The organism is Dietzia sp. IBK-p2-16D (assembly GCF_057773085.1).
The window spans coordinates 248,345-265,758 of sequence record NZ_JBYMTL010000005.1 but is presented as its reverse complement, the minus strand read 5'-3'; the positions used below and the strand labels follow the sequence as shown (position 1 = coordinate 265,758).

The following is a 17,414-nucleotide window of genomic DNA, read 5'->3' as shown; positions in this document are numbered from 1 at the left end:
AGGGGACAACCGATGACGAGTGGTACCGGGCACACGTCCACCGGAGCAGGTGCCGACTTCGTCGTCGTCGCCAATCGTCTCCCCGTGGACCTCGTCATCGACAAGAACGGCAGCGAGCACTGGAAGGCCAGTCCCGGCGGCCTCGTCACGGCGCTGGAGTCTATCCTCAAGGCCAACGACGGCGCCTGGGTGGGGTGGCCGGGCGTCCCCGACGCCGCGCCCGAACCGTTCGACGCGGACGGCATCCGGCTGCACTCGGTCACGTTGTCCGCCGAGGACGTCGAGCTCTACTACGAGGGCTTCTCCAACGCCACACTGTGGCCGCTGTTCCACGACGTCGTGGTGCCGCCGGAATACCACCGCGAATGGTGGATCGCCTACCGCGAGATCAACACCCGCTTCGCCGAGGCCACCGCGGAGGCCGCCGCCGAGGGCGCCACGGTCTGGGTGCAGGACTACCAACTGTTGCTGGTCCCCCGGTTGCTGCGCCAGCTCCGGCCCGACCTGACCATCGGGTTCTTCCTCCACATCCCGTTCCCGCCGAACGAGCTGTTCATGCAGCTGCCGTGGCGCACCGAACTGGTCGAGGGCATGCTCGGTGCCGACCTGGTGGGCTTCCACCTTCCCGGTGGGGCGGACAACTTCCGGATCCTCGCCAACCGTCTGCGTGGCTATCCGTCCGTTCGCCTGCGGTCGACCAGAGGGCGCGCCGCCGAGATCCGGGTCGACGACCGCATGGTGCGGGTCGGCGCGTTCCCCATCTCCATCGATTCCGCCGCTGTGGACGCCACCGCGCGACAACGCGACACGAAGGCCCGCGCCACCCGCCTGCGCGAGGAGCTGGGATCGCCCCGGGTGCTGATGCTGGGAGTGGACCGCCTGGACTACACCAAGGGCATCGACGTCCGCCTGCGCGCACTGGAGGAACTGTTCGAGGAGGGGCGTCTGGAGCCCGCCGACGTGACCCTGCTCCAGCTGGCCACCCCGAGTCGCGAGCGGGTCGAGCAGTATCAGATCATGAGGTCCCGGATCGAGGAGTCGGTGGGCCGGATCAACGGCACGTTCGGCGAGATCGGGCACCCCGTGGTGACCTACATCCACCGGCCCGTCCCCAAGACGGAGTTGGCGGCTTTCTACGCGGCCGCCGACGTCATGCTGGTGACACCCGTGCGAGACGGCATGAACCTCGTGGCCAAGGAGTACGTGGCCTCGTGCACCGACGGCGAAGGCGCCCTCGTGCTCAGCGAGTTCGCCGGCGCCGCCGCGGAACTACGCCAGGCGTACCTGTGCAACCCGCACGATCTCGACGGGGTCAAGGACACCATCATGGCCGCGGTGAACGACTCCCCCGACGACCGGCGCCGGCGCATGCGGTCGCTGCGCCGCCAGGTGCTGGGCAACGACGTCCACGCGTGGGCCCGCCGGTTCTTCGACACGCTCGACGCCACCTCGGACGACTAGGGCCCCGCCCGCCCCGGGCGGCGCCCCATATCCGCGCGCCGGCCGGCGGTCGGAGCGCATCCGGGTCAGAGCGCTTCCGGGGCCAGAGCGCTTCCGAGGTCAGAGCGCGTTGAGCTCGGCGAGCTTCCAGGTCCCGTCCTGGCGCACCATGTCCACGCTCAACCGGGAGGCCGAGCTGGCCGCCTCGGGTGCGTCCTTGGTGGAGACCATCCGGTTGAGCATGACCAGCACGGTGACACGGTCGGCGTCCACCACCTCCTGCGGCGCGGCGGCGGCGACGGTCGCGTAGACCGTGGCCTCCTGCTGCTTGGCGGCGGAGGCGACGGTGGGCATGGACTGCTCGACGAACTCCGAGAGAGCCGGGTCGGTGAGACGGTCCCGGACAGCCGCGAGGTCCGCGTCCACCGTCCGATGATCGTAGGTGAACATCTGGGTGGTGATCTCACGCGCCGCGTCGGTGGCCGCGCGGGGAGCGTCCGCAATCTGTTCCTCGACGGCCGTCGCGTCGCGGGCCTCGACGTACTGCCACGCCGCCAGTCCCGTGACGACGGCGAGAACCGCCGACACCAGCGCGAGGACGGTGATCAGGGTGCGCCGACGGGCCGGGTCGATCGGCGCGCGCGAGGAAGGGGTCGTCGTGCTCGTCGACGCGGACGGCGAGCCGGCCGATCCGCCGGCGGGCGACGCGGAACCGCGGTCGTCCGCGGCGGACCCGGGAGTGGTGTCCGCGCGTGCCTCGGCGGCCTCCGTGCGGGGCATGGCCTCCATGCCCTCGAAGAGTCCGCCGGCCCGTGCGGCCTCGAGGGCCCGCTGGCGGGCGGCGTCGGCCTTCCGCTGGGCGCGGGCCGCACGTTCGGCCTCGCGCTGGGCGCGACGGGTGGCGCGGAGATCGGAGTCGGGAGTGCTCATGGGATGAAGTTCACCCCCGTGACCTTCAGCTCGCCGTCATCGTTGCGGTCCACGGTCACACGGACACGGTACTGACGATCCTGGTCCTCGTCGGACTTCGGGTTACCGATCGTCTGGTCGATCGCCATGATCACCTCGGCCCTGTCCGGGTAGGAGTGCTCGACCGCCGCTGCGGTCACCACACCGTCGGCGACGACATTGGTGGTCTTGACGACGTCCTCATAGGAGTCGCGACGGGGGGCGAACTGCTCGGAGAAGTCGCCGTCGATCAGGTTGACGATCTCGTCGACGTCCTCGGACAGGGTCTCCTGGCGGATGGTCATCAGCTTGGTCATGACCGTCGTGGCGAAGTCACGGTACGACGTGTCGAGCTCCGCGGCGGAGGCACGGTCGGCCCGCACCGCTGCGGCGGCGTTGCGTTCGCTCACCCACAGTCCCGTGGCGACGATCGCCGCCACGAGGCACACTGCCGCGATCACCGCGGCCACGGTCAGCCCGGTCCGCCCACCCTCGGTGGGGGTCTGGTCCGGCTGGGACACTAGGTCACTCCATTCGTCAGGATGTCGGCCATGTCGGCGTCCGCGGACAGCTTGTTCGCGTTCCCGAGATTGAGCTGACGATACGTCTTGCCGTCGGCACCCAGGTACTCGCCCGTCGCGGGGTCGTACATCGCGGCGGAGGTGCGGATCTCGCGCTCGCCGGTGTCCGAGGAGGGGACGACGTTGTAGGCGTTGGGGTTGTTGCCGGGCGGGCCGACCTCGCTAGTGTCCGGCGGGTTGATCCCCTGCGGCACGTAGTTGTTCGCGCGGCACTCCTCCGGGGAGGCGCCCCGGCGACCGGGAAACTCCATACACGGAAGGTTGCGGGCCCCGCGGACGACCGTCTGGGAGTCCTCGGGCACCTTGCAGTAGATGCCGTTGATCAGCGGCGGAACCGACAGGTCCGCAGGCGACCGGCGCTGCTCGGCGGGAAGGAAGCCCGTCGTGCACGGCGGCGTCTCGTTGATCTGCAGGTTGAAGTCCACCTTGATCTCGCCGGTGTCCTTGGCCCCGTTGATCGCGGTGATCAGCGACGACACCAGCGCTGGGTAGATGACCAGCAACTGCTCGATCGAACGGTTGTAGACCACTCCGACCTCACCGACGCTCACCAGGTTGGCCACGAGGACGGGCATGGTCGGCTGCAGGTCGTTGAGGACCGTGGTGGCGCGGGCCAGCGCGTCGGGTCCACGCTCCATGATCGAGGTCAGCTGCGGCTCGTTGGTGCGCAGCTGGTCGGTGACGTCCGCCAGGTTCCGCGTCCACGCCCGGATAGAGTCCGACGAACGGAGTTGGGAATCCAGGACCGGCTCGGCATCCGCGATGAGCTGACGGGTGACGTCCGTGTTGCTGCGCGCCTCCTCCAGCAACAATTGTGCGGAGTCGAGGAAGCGTTGGAGATCGCGCTCCGAACCGTTGAACGCATCGAAGGACTCCGAGATCACGCGCCGCATCTTCGCGTCGTCGATCGAGGCCATGAGGACCGTCGCCTGGTCCAGGACCGGTCCGATGCCCTGGGGCATGTCGACCCGGTCCTGATCGAGGACCGTGCCGTCGGTGAGCTCGCCGCGCGGCTCGCCCTCGGGGACGAACTCCACGTACTGCTCCCCCACCGCTGAGACGCTGCGGATCTGGGCGCGGACGTTCTCCGGGACGTCGGCGCCGGAATCGAAGTGCAGTTCCGCCTCGACGTGACCCGGCTTCAGGGTGACGGCGTCCACCCGGCCGATGGTGTTGCCGAGGTAGGACACATTGGCGTTCTTGTACAACCCGCCGGTGTCCGGCATCTCCAGCGCGACGTCGGTCCGCTGCCATCCGAACGTCCGGGGCAGTTGGAGGTACACGATCGACATGATGGCCAGCGCGAGCACCGTGACCACGGCGAAGATCGTCAGCTGGATCTTCACGAACCGGGTCATCGGGGGGCCTCCTCTGTCTGGGTCGCGGGCGAATCCTCACCCGGCGCGGGTACGGCGCCCGCGTCGGCGCCGGGGTCGAGCGCGGCGAACGGGCTCTCCGCCTCCGGGTCCGGCCGCGGGATCTCGAGGGAGAACGGGTCCGCGCCGGCCAGCGGATTGGGCGCGAGGCCCACGTAACCCTCGAGACCTGCCATACGGTTGCCGAACTCGGTGCCCAGCAGGAGCGACTCGGCCAGGCGCGGCATCGTCGCGTCGGCGTGGATGTACAGGTTCGCGTAGTCGCCGCGGAGGAAGTTGTCGATGCCGGCCTGCGGGAACGGGAATGTGATGAGCGAGCTCATGACCCGAGTCATGTCGCGTCCGGCGTTGGCCAGTCCCTCGAGCACCGGGGTGATGTCGCGCAGGTTGTCCACGAGGTTCTGCCCGCCGCCCGCGTCGATGATCTGATTGGCCTTGTTGCCGAAGTCCCCGAGGGAGACCAGTGCGGTGGTCAGCTCCTGCTTCTGGGCGTTGACCAGCGCGACCGCCTCCGGCATCTGCGCCAGTGCCCGGGCCAGGGTGTCGTTCTGCTCGTCGATCTGCCTGGCCAGACGGTCGAGCCCCTCCATGGCGGCGATGATGTCCGCGCGCTGGTCGTCGAGTCCGCTGACGGTGGTCTCCAGCTGGTTGATGACCTCCTTGGTGTCCACCTCGCGCCCGTCCAGGGCCGTGTTGAACTCCTCGGCGATCGTCTCGAACTGCGCGAGACCTCCGTCGGTCAGCACCACCGACAACGCCGACAGTGTCTGTTCGGTGGTCGGATACACACCCGCCCGCTCCAACGGGATCACGTCGCCTCCCGACAACGTCCCCTGCTCATCGCCGTCCGGCGGAGGGAACAGCTCCAGGTGCTGCGAGCCCAGGAGGCTCGTCTGTCCGATCTTGGCGTGCGCGTTGGCCGGCAGTCGGACCTCCTCGTTCAAGGAGACGGTGACGATGGCGGTGTAGTCCTCGACCCGCATCGCCGTGATCGACCCGACGTTGACGTCGTTGACCCGCACCGGTGAGTTCCGAGTGATCGTGGTGACGTTGGGCATCTCGATGGTGATCTCGTACGCCCCGTCGCCGTTGCCCTGGGCGCCCGGCAGGGGCAGCCCGTTGAGTCCTTCCCATGAGCATCCCGCGCCGCTGAGCAGGACCACGGCGCCCAGCGCGCCGGAGACGAGCAGCCTGGGCCGGGACTTCATTGCTCGTGGGTCAGTGGGTCGTGGGTTCATCCCGGGCATCACGCACCCCCCGTCACGAGGAGGGTGTCGGTGAGGTTGTCGCCCCGGTTGACCACGTTGACCAGCGGGTCCGGCCGGTCCGAGACGGGCTGGACACCGGGCGGGGTCTGTGTGCCCGGCTTCTGCGAGTTCCAGATCTGGTGCGGTTCCGCGGTCGGGGTGATCGGCGGGGTGACCGCGCCGTACGGGTAGTTGGAGGTCAGGGAGTTGAACAGCGGCCCCATGTACTGGGCGCACAGCTCGGCGTCCGACTCCGCCCGGTTGTTGGCGAGGCCGGCGATGGCGCCGCAGAAGAAGTTGGTCGGGTTGGCCATCTGGTTCATGGACAGCACGCCGTTGAGCACACCCTGGTAGGGGCGGTAGATGTTGTAGAAGTTGGCCATGGCCGTCGGTCCCACGTGGAGCACTCCCTCCAACTCCGCTCGGCGATCCCGGACCACCTCGGTGGCCCGGCCGAGCTTGTCCACGGCGGTGGTGACGCGGGTTCCGTGATTGTCGAGGAACCGGTTGATGTCCATCACGGCCAGATCCAGGTCGCGGAGTGCGGCATCGATGTCGCCGGTCTGATCGCCCAGCACCTGGGAGACGCTCGCGAGCCTGCCACCGAAGGAGACGATCTGCTCCTCGCTCTGGGAGAGGGCGGTGACGAACAACTGGAGATTCTTCAGGGTGGTGAAGAGGTTCTCCCGGCCGTCGGACAGGATCGACATGGTCTGGGACACCTCGTTGAGCGCGTCCCGGATCTCGGCGCCGTTGCCGTCGAACATCGCGTCCGCGGACTCGACGAACTCCCCCAGCGGCCCCGTCTTCTCACCCGATGCCGGGCTCAGTGCGGTCGACAGCTTCATCAGCTGCTCCTTCACCCCGTCCCACTCGACGGGTACCGCGGTGCGTTCCACCGGGATCGACCCACCGTCGGCCATCTCCGCCCCTCCGGTGAAGGCGGGCGAGATCTGGACGAACCTCTCGGCGACGAGCGACTGCGCGACCAGCAGGGCGTTGGCATCCTCCGGGACGGGTACGTCACGGTCGATCTTCATCGTCACCTTGGACAGTCCGTTCTCGGTGGTGATCTCCGAGATCCGGCCGACCCGCACGCCGAGCACGCGCACCGTGTCGTCCTCGTAGACGCCCCTGGTGGTCTCGAAGAACGCGGTGATGGTCTTGGTGCGCGTCGTGAAGAACCACACCGCGCCGATCACTAGAGCCACGACGGCGAGCAGCGCGACCACCTTCGCGGCGGTCGAGGGCAGGAATCGGCTCATCGGGGCAACCTCTTCTCGCCCCATCCGGGGAACTCGTCCATCATCGTCAGGCCCGGGTATCCGGGCAGGGTCGGTTCGGTGACCAGGCCGGGCTCGGGTCGGACGCGATCATCGATGAGTGGCATGAGATCGCGGAGGATCGTCTGCTGGTACTGACCGATCGTCAAGTTGGACACATACGCGTTGAACCACGGCCCCGACGCCACCGCCTCACTGAGCGCGGTGGAGAACGGGATGATGCGCCGCAGGCCGAGGTCGATGTCGTCCTTGTTCCGGATCAACAGATCGGAGACCCTCTCCAGCTTGTCGAGCGCGGGGCCGAGCTGCGCCTCGTTGTCCTGCACCACACCCGAGAGCTGGCGGGAGAGCTCGTCGATGTTCACGATGAGCTCGCTCAGTGCGCGACGACGCAGGTCGAGCTGGGTGAACAGCACATTGCCGTCCACCATCAGCTGGTTGATCTGGTCGCTACGCCGCCCCAGGACGTCGGTGGTCCCGGCGGCCTTGTCGAGGAGCTCCCGCACGGCCTCGTCTCGCTCGTTGAGCGAGCGGGACAGTCTCGTGATCCCGTCGATCGCTCCGCGGATCTCCGGCGAGGAGCCCTCCATGGTCTCGGCCAACACGGTCAACGCCTGGTCCACCTGGTCGGTGTCCATGGCCTCCACCGTGTCGCTGAGGTCGCCGAGCGCGGAGGTCAGCGAATAGGGCACGGAGGTCCGCTCGATCGGGATGGTGGAGTCCGCGAGCTCACCGCGGCCGTCGGAGAAGACCCCGAGTGCGCGACGTCCGAGGATCGAGTCGGTCTTGATCTGCGCGGACGTGTCCGCGCCCAGGTCGACGTCGGTGTCGATGTCGAACCGGACTCTCACCCGGTCGCCGTCGAGCTCGATCTTGCGGACCGACCCGACGGACATCCCCGCCACCTGGACCTCGTCGCCGGTGGTGAGGCCGGCGGCGTCGGCGACATAGACGGTGGCGCCGTGCTTGCCGTTCACGTAGGGGATGCGGTCATAGTTCAGTGAGACCCCCATCAGCACGATCACGCCCACGGCACCCCAGATGCCGGTCTTGACGGGGTCGCGGTCGCGGAACCGGAGCTGGCCGCGTGGAGACTTGGGGGGCGTCACGCCGTTGTCGTCACTCATCGGGGAACGCACACCGTCCCGTCGTCTGCTCGTACTGCGGTAGGTAGAGCCCCTTGCCCGTCGCCGGGTTGGTGATCTGGACGATCACGCCGCAGAGGTAGAACTGGAAGAAACTCCCGTACACGCCCAGGCGGCCCATCTTCTCGAAGTCGCTCGGCAGCCGGTTGATGACGTTCTCCACGAACGGTTCGTCCTCGTTGATCAACTGGCCCACCCGGTCGATCTGCGCAACGTCCTCACGCAGGGAGGGTCGGACGTCGGCCAGCAAGGTGGTCATGTTGGCGCTCGCATCGTTGAGGCGGTTCACGGACTCGGCGATGGGCTCGGAGTTGGCGGAGAGACCGGAGACGAGTTGCTGGAGGTCGTTGACGATCGAGTCCACGTTCTCCTGGTTGTCGGCCACCGTGGTGAGGACCGCGTTGAGGTTGGTGATGACGTCGCCGATCAACTGGTCGCGATCGGCGATGGTCTGCGTCAGTGAGGACGTCGAGGCGAGCAGGTCCTGAACGGTGCCGGCCTCGCCCTGGAACACCTTGACGATGGACTCCGACAACTGGTTGACCTGCCCCGGGTCGAGCGCCCGGAACAGGGGACGGAAGCCGCCGAGCAGGGCGTCCAGGTCGAGCGCCGGGGAGGTCTGGGAGATCGGCAGGGCGCCACCCGGTTCGAGTGGGGACTGGTCCCCCTCCCCGCGTCGCAACTCGAGGTACCGGTCGCCGGTGAGGTTCTCGTACCTCACCACGGCCTCCGTGCTGACGTGCACGACTTGCTCGCCTGCGACGGAGAACCGCACGTCGGCGGTATTCCCCTCGGCCAACTCGATCTTGTCGACCTTGCCCACCTCGACCCCGGCGATGCGGACCTTGTCGCCCGACTCGAGCCCGGAGACGTCGGTGAACGCGGCGTTGTAGCGCTCGTAGTCACCGGAGCGGTACTCGCTGAACACCACGACCAGCGCGGCCAGCACGAGGGCCATCACCGTGGTGAAGACCGCCAGCTTGACGACGGTGACCACGCCTCCGCGCGCGGACGCGCGCGCCGCGCTCACGGGGTCTCCCCCGTCATGCCGAGCATGACCTGGAGCAGGGTCGGGGGTGCCGGCTGACCGGGCTCGGTGGGCCGCAGGGGGCCGAAGAGCGGCGCCGGTCGAGAAGTGAACACGTCGGGCATGCCCTCCACGGGATTGGATCCGGTATCGGTGACGACGAAGGGAGCGTGGACGTCCGGATCGGGGAACGGCAGCCCGTAGCAGTTGGGACCGGTACTGGCGTTCACCTTGGGCAGATCCTTGGGGTACTCGTACGCTCGGGCGCCCTGCTGGAAACCTGCCTTGAACACCAGGCCCGGCTGATCCTTTCCGCCGAACGCGGACGAGGCGCCCTCGACGCCTTGGTTGAGGCCGACGATGAGGCAGGTGACGATCGGCGAGTACTCGTAGAGCAGGCTCGTCGACGCCCGCAGGTCGGACATCGTCTTGACGAGCTCGTCACCGTTCTCCGACAGGAGACGCTTGCCGGTCTCACCGGTGCCGATCGCGGTGACCAACAACTGCTCGAAACGAGCCTGGTTGTTGACCACGTTCGCGCCGACATCGGTTCCGGAGTCGAGCAGCCGCATGATGTCGGGCGTGACGTCGGCGTAGAGGTTGGCCACGCGGGATCCCTTGGCGAGGTCGCGCTGGAGGGTCTCGATCTGCGGGTTGATCTCCTCGAGGTACGAGCGCAGATCGGTGATGGTCCGACCGACCTGCTCACCGCGGCCGTCCACGGCACCGGACACCGCGCCGAGGGTGGCGTTGAGCTTCTCCGGCTCGATCGCCTGGAGCAGGTCGGTGAGATCCTGGAAGAGGGTGTTGACCTCGGAGGTGACCCGGGAGGTCTCGACGACGGTGCCCGCCTCCAGTGGCGTCGGAGCCGGCTGGGCCGGGGGTTCGAAGTCGACGGACTTGGCACCGAAGACCGTGTTGGAGCCGATCGACACCAGGGCGTTCGAGGGGATGGCCTCGAGCGCGGCCGGGTCGACCTCGATGTCGAGGGTGGCCCCGTCGAACTCCTGCGTGATGTTGGTGACGTTGCCGATCTCGACGCCCCGCGAGCGGACCTTGGCGTCGGCCTCCATCACCAGACCCGCACGATCACTGCGCACGGTCAGCGGCACGCGGTCGTCGAAGGCCCGGACGAACATCAGAAGGGACAGCGCGATCACGACCACGAGGAACACCGCCAGGCTCGCGCCTGCGATGCGCTTGGGCCCCGTGTCGCTCTGACTCACCGTCCTCGCCATGTCCGACTCCTATCCCGACAGGTTGAAGTTGCCGTCTCCGCCGTAGATCGCGAGGGAGACGAGAAGGGTTACGGTCACCACCGCGATGAGCGAGGTGCGCACCGCGTTGCCCACGGCGGACCCGACGCCGGCGGGGCCGCCGGCGGCGTTGTAGCCGTAGTAGGTGTGGATCAGCATGATCGTGACGGCCATCGCGATGGCCTGCACGAACGACCACAGGATGTCCGTGGGGATGAGGAACGTCGAGAAGTAGTGGTCGTACACGCCGCCGGACTGGCCGTAGATCTCGACGGTCGCGAACCGGCTGGCGAGGAACGACGCGATGACGGCCAGCGAGTACAGCGGCACCACCGCGATCATCCCCGCGACGATCCGGGTGGACACCAGATAGGTGATGGAGTCGATCGCCATGACCTCGAGGGCGTCGATCTCCTCGGACACCCGCATCGCACCGAGCTGGGCCGTGGCGCCCGCGCCGATCGTCGCCGCGAGGCCGATCCCGGCGATCACCGGCGCGGCGATGCGGACGTTGATGAAGGCGGCGAAGAACCCGGTGAGCGCCTCGACGCCCACGTCGGTCAGCGACGAGAAGCCCTGGACCGCGATCACGCCGCCCGTGGCGAGCGTGAGGAAGGCGACGATCACGACGGTGCCGCCGATCATCGCCAGCGCGCCCGTCCCCATGGCGATCTCGGCGATCAGCCTCAGGGTCTCCTTGGGGTACTGGGTCAGCGCACGGGGCGTGGCCGCGAGAGAGCGCCAGAAGAACAGTGCGTGGTCGCCGAAGTCGTCGAATCTGCCCACGGCACGGTGACGGACCCGCGACAGACGTGGGAACCGGGTCGTCTCGATCACTGCCATGTCACGCCCCCAGGACCTTGACGCCCACGGCGGTGATGACGGTGTTGACGACGAACAGAGCCATGAAGGCGAAGACGACGGTCTCGTTGACCGCGCTGCCGACCTCCTTCGGCCCGCCCCGCACGTACAGGCCCTTGTAGCAGGCCACGAGTCCGGCGAGCATGCCGAACACGCCCGCCTTGATCTGCGCGAGGATCAGCTCCCCCAGTCCGGTCAGCAGCGTGATGCCGTTGACGAACGCACCGGGGTTGACGCCCTGGAGCAGGACCGAGAACAGGAAGCCCCCGAGGATGCCGATGGTGCACACCAGGCCGTTGAGCAGGAGCGCGATGAACGTCGAGGCGGCGACACGGGGCACGACCAGGCGCTTGACCGGATCGATCCCCAACACCTCCATCGCGTCGATCTCCTCGCGGATGGTGCGGGCACCGAGGTCCGCGCAGATGGCCGTGGCCCCCGCCCCGGCGACGATGAGGACCGTGACCATCGGACCGACCTGGGTGACCGCGCCGAGCGCGGCGCCGGCCCCTGACAGGTCCGCCGCGCCGATCTCCCGCAGCAGGATGTTGAGCGTGAAGCTGACGAGGACGGTGAACGGGATCGCGACGAGCACCGTGGCCATCGTCGACACCCGCGCGATGAACCAGGACTGCTCGACGAACTCACGACCCTGGCGGACGATCGTGGGGAACGAAACGAAGGTATCGAGGGTCATGGCGAAGAAGTCGCCGATCCCCTTGAGCGGTGCATCGAGGACTCTCGCCATGGTGCCCCCTCCTGTCTTCCATCCCCCGGGCCACGCGCGGTCGGCCACCGTGGCCTGAACTACCCGGCCTGAACAAACGACCGCTTCGTGTGATCCCGCTTACACAGTATCTAGAACGTGTTCTATCTGGCAAGGGCTTCCCTGCACCCCCGTACGGTGCCCCTGCCTGCTCGTGTCGGGGGAATCTAACACGCTCCCCGGACCCGCAAGTCGTCCCCGGCGCGATCGGACGCGATCGCTCCGGGGACGGACCCGATGCTCAGAGCTTCATGATCTCCGTGGCGGAGAAGGACTTGCCCTCGGGGCGGCCTGACCAGTGGCCGGAGATCGCCTCCGCGAACTCGCGGCGGTCCCACACCCCGTCGGTGGCGTCGAATCGCTTCTCCACGACGGGCGCCTCCACGAGTGCCACCATGCCGCCGTATACCACGAACAGCTGTCCGGTGATCTCCGCGGCGGCGGGCGACGCCAGATAGGACACGAGGTCGGCGACCCGGTCCGGCGAGAGCGGGTCCGGCCCCTTGGTGGAATCCCACGGCTCGAAGACGGCCTCGGTCATCCCCGTCCGGCCGCGGGGGGCGATGGCGTTGGCGGTGCAGCCGATCCGTTCCAACACCCGTGACGCGGACAGCGTCAACGCGGTGATGGCGGCCTTGGCCGCGCCGTAGTTCGCCTGCCCGGGAGGGCCGAAGAGCCCCGCCTCGGAGGAGGTGTTGACCAGACGGCCGTAGACCGGCCCCCCGGCCTTTTTGCTCTCCGCGCGCCAGTGGGCGGCCGCGTTGCGGGTGAGCAGGAAGTGTCCGCGCAGATGTACCTTCACGACCGCGTCGAAGTCCTCGTCGGACAGATTGAACAGCATCTTGTCGCGCGTGATCCCGGCGTTGTTGACCACCACGTGCAGACCACCGAGCCTGACCGCCTCGGCGACCATCGCATCCGCCGTCTCCCGCTCGGAGACGTCGCCGACCACGAGCGCGGCCTTGGCGCCGGCCGCCTCGATGTCCGCGATCACCGCGTCCGCGGCCTCGCCGGCGCGGATGTCGTTGATGACCACCGCGGCCGCACCGGACCTGGCGAGCTCGACCGCCTCGGCCGCGCCGAGACCCGAGCCGGACCCGGTGACCACCGCCACCCGGCCATCGAGCGAGAGGTCCGCGTCGAGCTTCTCCCGACCCATCCCCGCGGTCACTCCGTGGCCTTCAGTGCGGCCATCGGGCACTTCTCGACGGCCTTGAGCGCGCGCTTCTGCAGGTCCTCCGGGACCTCGTCGACGATCACCCGCACGACCTCGTCGTCGTCGTTCAGCTCGAAGACCTTCGGCGCCAGGCCGACGCACACGGCCTGCCCCTCGCAGCGGTCGGGATCGACTTCAATCCTCATGCCGTCCTCCTCGGTCGCACCCACGGCCACCATGGCCGCGAGATGGTTGGATACTATGTGAGACACGACACTAGAACGTGTTCCACTCACCGATGAGCTTAGGGCATATGGACATCACCTACACCACCGACCAGGAACGTCTGCGCGGGGAGTTGCGCGAGTACTTCTCCGCCCTGATGACCCCCGAACGGCGCGAGGCCTTCACCTCCACCACCGGCGAGTACGGGCACGGCAACGCCTACCGCGAGATCGTCGCGGAGATGGGCCGCGACGGCTGGCTGACGCTGGGATGGCCGGAGGAGTTCGGCGGGAAGAACCGGCCGATGATCGACCAGCTCATCTTCACCGATGAAGCCGCGATCGCTGGCGTGCCCGTGCCGTTCCTGACCATCAACTCCGTCGCACCGACGATCATGGCCTTCGGCTCCGACGAGCAGAAGAACTACTTCCTGCCGCGCATCAGCCGCGGTGAGTTGCACTTCGGCATCGGGTACTCCGAACCGGACTCCGGCACCGACCTCGCCTCGCTCCGCACGCGGGCGGTCCGCGAGCCCGGGACCGGTGAGCACGAGGGCGGCGAGGTGTACCGGATCAACGGTCAGAAGATGTGGACGTCGCTGGTGGCGTACGCCGACTGGATCTGGCTGGCCGCGCGCACCGATCCGGACGCCAAGCGCCACAAGGGCATCTCCATGATCATGGTGCCCACCGACGCCGAGGGCTTCTCGTGGACCCCGGTCCACACGATGGCCGGTCCCGACACCAGCGCGACCTATTACCAGGACGTCGTGGTGCCCGCGAGCAACCTCGTGGGCCCCGAGCACGGCGGATGGCCGCTCATGACCAACCAGCTCAATCACGAGCGGGTGGCCCTGACCTCCGCGGGGCCCCTGCAGGCCTCGTTGCGGCAGGTCGTCCAGTGGGCACGCACCACCAGCTCGGCGGACGTCGGTATGCCCGGCGACGGCCCCGTCATGGAGAACGAGTGGGTCCGTACCCACCTGGCCCGCGTGCACGCCATGGCCGAGTACCTGGCCCTGCGCAACTGGGAGATCGTCTCCGCGGACACCGCCGCGCCCACCCGCATCGCCGCGTCGGCGACCAAGGTGTACGGGACCGAGACGGCGTGCGAGGCCTACCGGCTCCTGATGGAGGTGCTCGGTTCGAGCGGCTACCAGCGCTCCCACTCCCCCACCGCCGCCCTGCACGGGCGCATCGAGCGGCTCCACCGCTCCGCCCTCATCCTCACCTTCGGCGGCGGCACCAACGAGGTCCAGCGGGACATCATCGCCACCGCCGGCCTCGGGCTGCCCCCGGCGCCGCGCGTCGCCCCCGCTCCGTCCGCCAGCACCGCCCGGAAGGAGCGCTGACATGGATTTCTCCATCGACGACACCATCACCGAGCTGACGTCCCTCGTCCGCGACATGGGCGAACAGCTGGTCACCGACGAGTCCCTGCGCGAGCTCGACGCCCGCTTCGGCCCCGGCACCGAGTCCGGCGGGACCGACCGCGACACCGCCCGGTTCCACGCCCGGTTCTGGGAGGAGCTCGTCCGTGCGGGCGTGCCCGCCGCCCTGGCGCCCGAGCGCCTCGGCGGCGCCGGACTCGGCGTGGTGGGAGAGGCGCTGGTCATGCGCGAACTGGGCCGCGTGGTCGCCCCGGTGCCCTTGTCCGCCGCCATCCGCGCCGCGTACCTCCTCGAGGCCGCGGGTCGGACCGAGCGTGCCTCCGCCGCGGCGGAGGGACGCGAGATCGCCGCCGTCGGCGACGGCTGGTCCGGCCCCGCGCCGGAGGTGGACTGGGCACCGATCGCCGACGTGCTCGTCCAGCCCTCCGCCGACGGGGTGAGCGTGGCCGATCGCGACGCGGTGACGGTGGAACGCACCGTCCCGGTCGACTTCTCGTGCGCCGGGCTCGTCACCGGCGACCCCGGACCCGTTACCGAGGTCCCCACCGAGGCGCTCGAGCTCGACGCCCTGCGCCGCCGCGTCCACCTGGCCGCCTACCAGTGGGGCGTGATCGAGGCCGCGCTCGAGCGCACCGCCGCATACGCCACCACCCGCCACCAGTTCGGTCGCCCCATCGGGACGTTCCAGGCGGTCGCCGCCCGCCTCGCGGACGGGTCGATCGACGTCGACGCAGTGCGCCTGACCACCCTTCGCGCCGCCTACGAGCTCGACGCCTGTGGCGGGGCGCCCGATGCCACCGCCCGGTCCGCCGTCGCCTCCGCCCACTTCTGGGCATGCGACGCGGGGCATCGTCTGGCCCACACCGCCGTGCACGTCCACGGCGGCGTCGGGCTGGACCGATCCGAGCCCGCCCACCGGTACTTCCTCGCCGCCAAGGCGGCGGAGTTCCGCCTCGGTGGGGCCACCCGGCAGTTGCTCGACCTGGGCGACGTGCTGGCCACGGCGGGCGACCCCTGGGACTACTCGGGATGAGCGGAGCAGTGCAGACCATCGCGGACGTCGCGGCCCGGCCGTTCACCTCGGTCGCCGACGCGGTGCACGCACTGTCCGCCGTCGGCGATCGGGGCGTCTGGTCCGACGGTCGGCTCACGCCCTGGTCGGAGGCCGTCAGCGAGGTGGCCGTGCGGATCGCGGCGTTGCGGGAGCTGATGACCTCGTCGTCGTCGACATCGCCGTCGTCAACACCGCCCCGCCCGCACGTCGGCCTCCTCCTGGCCGGCACGGCCGAGTACCTCCACCTGCTCGGGGCGGCGGCGTGCTCGGAGCTCGTCGTGGCCGGGCTCAACCCCACGCGGCGGGGCGAGTCCCTGATCCGCGACGCCGCGCTCGCCGACTGCGCGCTCATCCTCACGGACACCGACAACGCGGCGCTGCTCGACGGGCTCGACCCCGGGGTGCCCGTGGTCAGCGTCGACTCACCCGAGTGGGCCGCGTTGCTGGAGCGCCACGCCGCCGCGGCGCTCCCCGACGTGGCGGACGTGCCCGCCGGCCCGGACGACCTCGTGGCGCTGGTGTTCACCTCCGGTACGAGTGGCGACCCCAAGGCAGTCCGGATCACGCAGAACAAGATCTCCGTGCCCGGCCGCATGCTCGCCGAGCGGTTCGGCATCGGCCCGGGCGACTGTGTCTACAGCGCGATGCCACTGTTCCACTCCAACGCCGTGATGGTGGCGTGGCCGATCGCCCTGTACTCCGGATGCTCGATCGCCCTGCGGCGTCGCTTCTCCGCCTCCAACTGGCTCGACGACGTCCGACGCCACGGATGCACCTTCGCCAACTACGTCGGCGCACCGCTCTCCTACATCCTGGCCACCCCCGAGCGGCCCGACGACGCCGACAACCCCATGCGCGTGGTCTACGGCAACGAGGCCCCCGCCGACGTGCGCCGCGAGTTCGCCCGACGCTTCGGCGTCACCGTGGTGGACGGGTTCGGTTCCAGCGAGGGCGGCATCTCCGTCACCCGCACGCCCGGAACCCCCGACGCCGCCCTCGGACCGCTGCCCGCCGGGGTCCGGATTGTCGACCCGGAGACCGGGACAGACTGTCCCCGCGCGCGCTTCGACGACGCCGGCGTCCTGCTCAACGCCGACGTGGCCGTCGGCGAGATGGTCGCCGACGGACCGGGCCTGTTCTCCGGGTACTACGGCGACCCGGCCGCCGACGCCGAACGGATGCGCGGCGGGCGGTTCCACTCCGGTGACCTCGCGTACGTCGACGACGACGGGTGGGTCTACTTCGCGGGCCGGTCCGGTGGCTGGATGCGCGTGGACGGGGAGAATCTGGCGGCGGCGCCGATCGAACGCGTGCTACGGCGTCATCCCGATGTGGCCGAGGTCGGCGTCTACGCCGTGCCGGCGGACACGGTGCGCGGACCGGCCGCGATCGGGGACGCCGTGGCCGCGGCGGTGGTGCCCCGCGAGGGCACCGACCCCCGGGCGCTCGCCGACGGGTTCGGCGACTTCCTCTCCGCCCAACCCGACCTCGGCCCCAAGCAGTGGCCGTCGCTCCTGCGGGTGACCGCCTCCCTGCCCCGCACCGCCAGCTTCAAGTTCCGGGCCCGCGACCTCAGCTCGCTGGGCGCGGAGGCGGCCGGCGACCGGGTCTGGGTCCGCGCCGACGGAGCGGGAGCGTTCACCCCCGGGTGAGGCCGTC

General features: G+C 69.3%; 16 protein-coding genes. 4 read left to right on the top strand and 12 right to left on the bottom strand.

What is annotated here, in order from left to right; translation table 11 throughout:
• The first annotated feature begins 12 nt into the window (after window positions 1-12).
• Window positions 13-1,461, top strand: a complete 1,449-nt coding sequence (locus AC3DE3_RS12605; protein ID WP_488370213.1) for an alpha,alpha-trehalose-phosphate synthase (UDP-forming) — start codon at window positions 13-15, stop codon at window positions 1,459-1,461.
• A gap of 99 nt (window positions 1,462-1,560) precedes the next feature.
• Here the strand turns inward: AC3DE3_RS12605 and AC3DE3_RS12600 are convergent, their stop codons facing one another.
• The 12 genes from AC3DE3_RS12600 to AC3DE3_RS12545 all read right to left on the bottom strand — a co-directional run bounded on the left by AC3DE3_RS12600 (window position 1,561) and on the right by AC3DE3_RS12545 (window position 13,292).
• Window positions 1,561-2,370: a hypothetical protein gene (locus tag AC3DE3_RS12600; protein WP_488370212.1), complete on the bottom strand. Its 810-nt coding sequence runs from the start codon at window positions 2,368-2,370 to the stop codon at window positions 1,561-1,563.
• Window positions 2,367-2,909 carry a hypothetical protein gene (locus tag AC3DE3_RS12595; protein ID WP_488370211.1) on the bottom strand — a complete coding sequence of 181 codons (543 nt, stop codon included), beginning with the start codon at window positions 2,907-2,909 and terminating at the stop codon, window positions 2,367-2,369. Before AC3DE3_RS12595 ends, AC3DE3_RS12600 begins: the two co-directional genes overlap by 4 nt.
• A complete protein-coding gene (locus tag AC3DE3_RS12590; protein ID WP_488370210.1) occupies window positions 2,909-4,327 on the bottom strand; it encodes an MCE family protein in 1,419 nt (472 codons plus the stop codon). Before AC3DE3_RS12590 ends, AC3DE3_RS12595 begins: the two co-directional genes overlap by 1 nt.
• Window positions 4,324-5,553 (bottom strand): MCE family protein, encoded by a 1,230-nt coding sequence (locus AC3DE3_RS12585; protein ID WP_488370209.1) that lies wholly within the window; start codon window positions 5,551-5,553, stop codon window positions 4,324-4,326. The genes AC3DE3_RS12590 and AC3DE3_RS12585 overlap by 4 nt, the downstream gene beginning before the upstream one ends.
• A 38-nt stretch (window positions 5,554-5,591) precedes the next feature.
• A complete protein-coding gene (locus tag AC3DE3_RS12580) occupies window positions 5,592-6,857 on the bottom strand; it encodes an MCE family protein (RefSeq protein ID WP_488370208.1) in 1,266 nt (421 codons plus the stop codon).
• Window positions 6,854-8,002, bottom strand: coding sequence for an MCE family protein (locus AC3DE3_RS12575; protein ID WP_488370207.1), 1,149 nt, complete (start codon window positions 8,000-8,002; stop codon window positions 6,854-6,856). Before AC3DE3_RS12575 ends, AC3DE3_RS12580 begins: the two co-directional genes overlap by 4 nt.
• Complete coding sequence (locus AC3DE3_RS12570; protein WP_488370206.1) at window positions 7,995-9,050, bottom strand: MCE family protein; 1,056 nt, start codon at window positions 9,048-9,050, stop codon at window positions 7,995-7,997. The genes AC3DE3_RS12575 and AC3DE3_RS12570 overlap by 8 nt, the downstream gene beginning before the upstream one ends.
• Window positions 9,047-10,285 carry an MCE family protein gene (locus AC3DE3_RS12565; RefSeq protein WP_488370205.1) on the bottom strand — a complete coding sequence of 413 codons (1,239 nt, stop codon included), beginning with the start codon at window positions 10,283-10,285 and terminating at the stop codon, window positions 9,047-9,049. Before AC3DE3_RS12565 ends, AC3DE3_RS12570 begins: the two co-directional genes overlap by 4 nt.
• Window positions 10,286-10,294: 9 nt before the next feature.
• The gene (locus AC3DE3_RS12560) at window positions 10,295-11,146 is read right to left on the bottom strand and encodes an MlaE family ABC transporter permease (RefSeq protein WP_488370204.1); all 852 of its coding nucleotides are present in this window, start codon (window positions 11,144-11,146) and stop codon (window positions 10,295-10,297) included.
• A gap of 1 nt (window position 11,147) precedes the next feature.
• Window positions 11,148-11,912, bottom strand: coding sequence for an MlaE family ABC transporter permease (locus tag AC3DE3_RS12555; protein WP_488370203.1), 765 nt, complete (start codon window positions 11,910-11,912; stop codon window positions 11,148-11,150).
• A 259-nt stretch (window positions 11,913-12,171) separates the two neighbouring features.
• Window positions 12,172-13,089 (bottom strand): 3-oxoacyl-ACP reductase, encoded by a 918-nt coding sequence (locus AC3DE3_RS12550; RefSeq protein ID WP_488370244.1) that lies wholly within the window; start codon window positions 13,087-13,089, stop codon window positions 12,172-12,174.
• Between the two features lie 8 nt (window positions 13,090-13,097).
• Complete coding sequence (locus tag AC3DE3_RS12545; RefSeq protein ID WP_317470335.1) at window positions 13,098-13,292, bottom strand: ferredoxin; 195 nt, start codon at window positions 13,290-13,292, stop codon at window positions 13,098-13,100.
• Between the two features lie 107 nt (window positions 13,293-13,399).
• Between AC3DE3_RS12545 and AC3DE3_RS12540 the strand changes: the two genes are divergently transcribed.
• From AC3DE3_RS12540 to AC3DE3_RS12530, 3 genes are read left to right on the top strand one after another with little or no spacing between them, the layout of a single operon-like run.
• On the top strand, window positions 13,400-14,662 hold the full coding sequence (locus tag AC3DE3_RS12540) for an acyl-CoA dehydrogenase family protein (RefSeq protein ID WP_488370202.1): 1,263 nt from the start codon (window positions 13,400-13,402) through the stop codon (window positions 14,660-14,662).
• Between the two features lies 1 nt (window position 14,663).
• Complete coding sequence (locus tag AC3DE3_RS12535; RefSeq protein ID WP_488370201.1) at window positions 14,664-15,734, top strand: acyl-CoA dehydrogenase family protein; 1,071 nt, start codon at window positions 14,664-14,666, stop codon at window positions 15,732-15,734.
• Window positions 15,731-17,407 carry an AMP-binding protein gene (locus tag AC3DE3_RS12530; protein WP_488370200.1) on the top strand — a complete coding sequence of 559 codons (1,677 nt, stop codon included), beginning with the start codon at window positions 15,731-15,733 and terminating at the stop codon, window positions 17,405-17,407. Before AC3DE3_RS12535 ends, AC3DE3_RS12530 begins: the two co-directional genes overlap by 4 nt.
• Window positions 17,408-17,414: the final 7 nt, after the last annotated feature.

Bases quoted from the DNA above. Each gene is read 5' to 3' on its own strand.
- AC3DE3_RS12605 (WP_488370213.1), top strand. From the start codon at position 13: ATGACGAGTGGTACCGGGCACACGTCCACCGGAGCAGGTGCCGACTTC.
- AC3DE3_RS12585 (WP_488370209.1), bottom strand. From the start codon at position 5,553: ATGAAGTCCCGGCCCAGGCTGCTCGTCTCCGGCGCGCTGGGCGCCGTG.
- AC3DE3_RS12600 (WP_488370212.1), bottom strand. From the start codon at position 2,370: ATGAGCACTCCCGACTCCGATCTCCGCGCCACCCGTCGCGCCCAGCGC.
- AC3DE3_RS12535 (WP_488370201.1), top strand. From the start codon at position 14,664: ATGGATTTCTCCATCGACGACACCATCACCGAGCTGACGTCCCTCGTC.
- AC3DE3_RS12560 (WP_488370204.1), bottom strand. From the start codon at position 11,146: ATGGCAGTGATCGAGACGACCCGGTTCCCACGTCTGTCGCGGGTCCGT.
- AC3DE3_RS12545 (WP_317470335.1), bottom strand. From the start codon at position 13,292: ATGAGGATTGAAGTCGATCCCGACCGCTGCGAGGGGCAGGCCGTGTGC.
- AC3DE3_RS12550 (WP_488370244.1), bottom strand. From the start codon at position 13,089: ATGGGTCGGGAGAAGCTCGACGCGGACCTCTCGCTCGATGGCCGGGTG.
- AC3DE3_RS12590 (WP_488370210.1), bottom strand. From the start codon at position 4,327: ATGACCCGGTTCGTGAAGATCCAGCTGACGATCTTCGCCGTGGTCACG.
- AC3DE3_RS12580 (WP_488370208.1), bottom strand. From the start codon at position 6,857: ATGAGCCGATTCCTGCCCTCGACCGCCGCGAAGGTGGTCGCGCTGCTC.
- AC3DE3_RS12530 (WP_488370200.1), top strand. From the start codon at position 15,731: ATGAGCGGAGCAGTGCAGACCATCGCGGACGTCGCGGCCCGGCCGTTC.
- AC3DE3_RS12575 (WP_488370207.1), bottom strand. From the start codon at position 8,002: ATGAGTGACGACAACGGCGTGACGCCCCCCAAGTCTCCACGCGGCCAG.
- AC3DE3_RS12540 (WP_488370202.1), top strand. From the start codon at position 13,400: ATGGACATCACCTACACCACCGACCAGGAACGTCTGCGCGGGGAGTTG.
- AC3DE3_RS12565 (WP_488370205.1), bottom strand. From the start codon at position 10,285: ATGGCGAGGACGGTGAGTCAGAGCGACACGGGGCCCAAGCGCATCGCA.
- AC3DE3_RS12555 (WP_488370203.1), bottom strand. From the start codon at position 11,912: ATGGCGAGAGTCCTCGATGCACCGCTCAAGGGGATCGGCGACTTCTTC.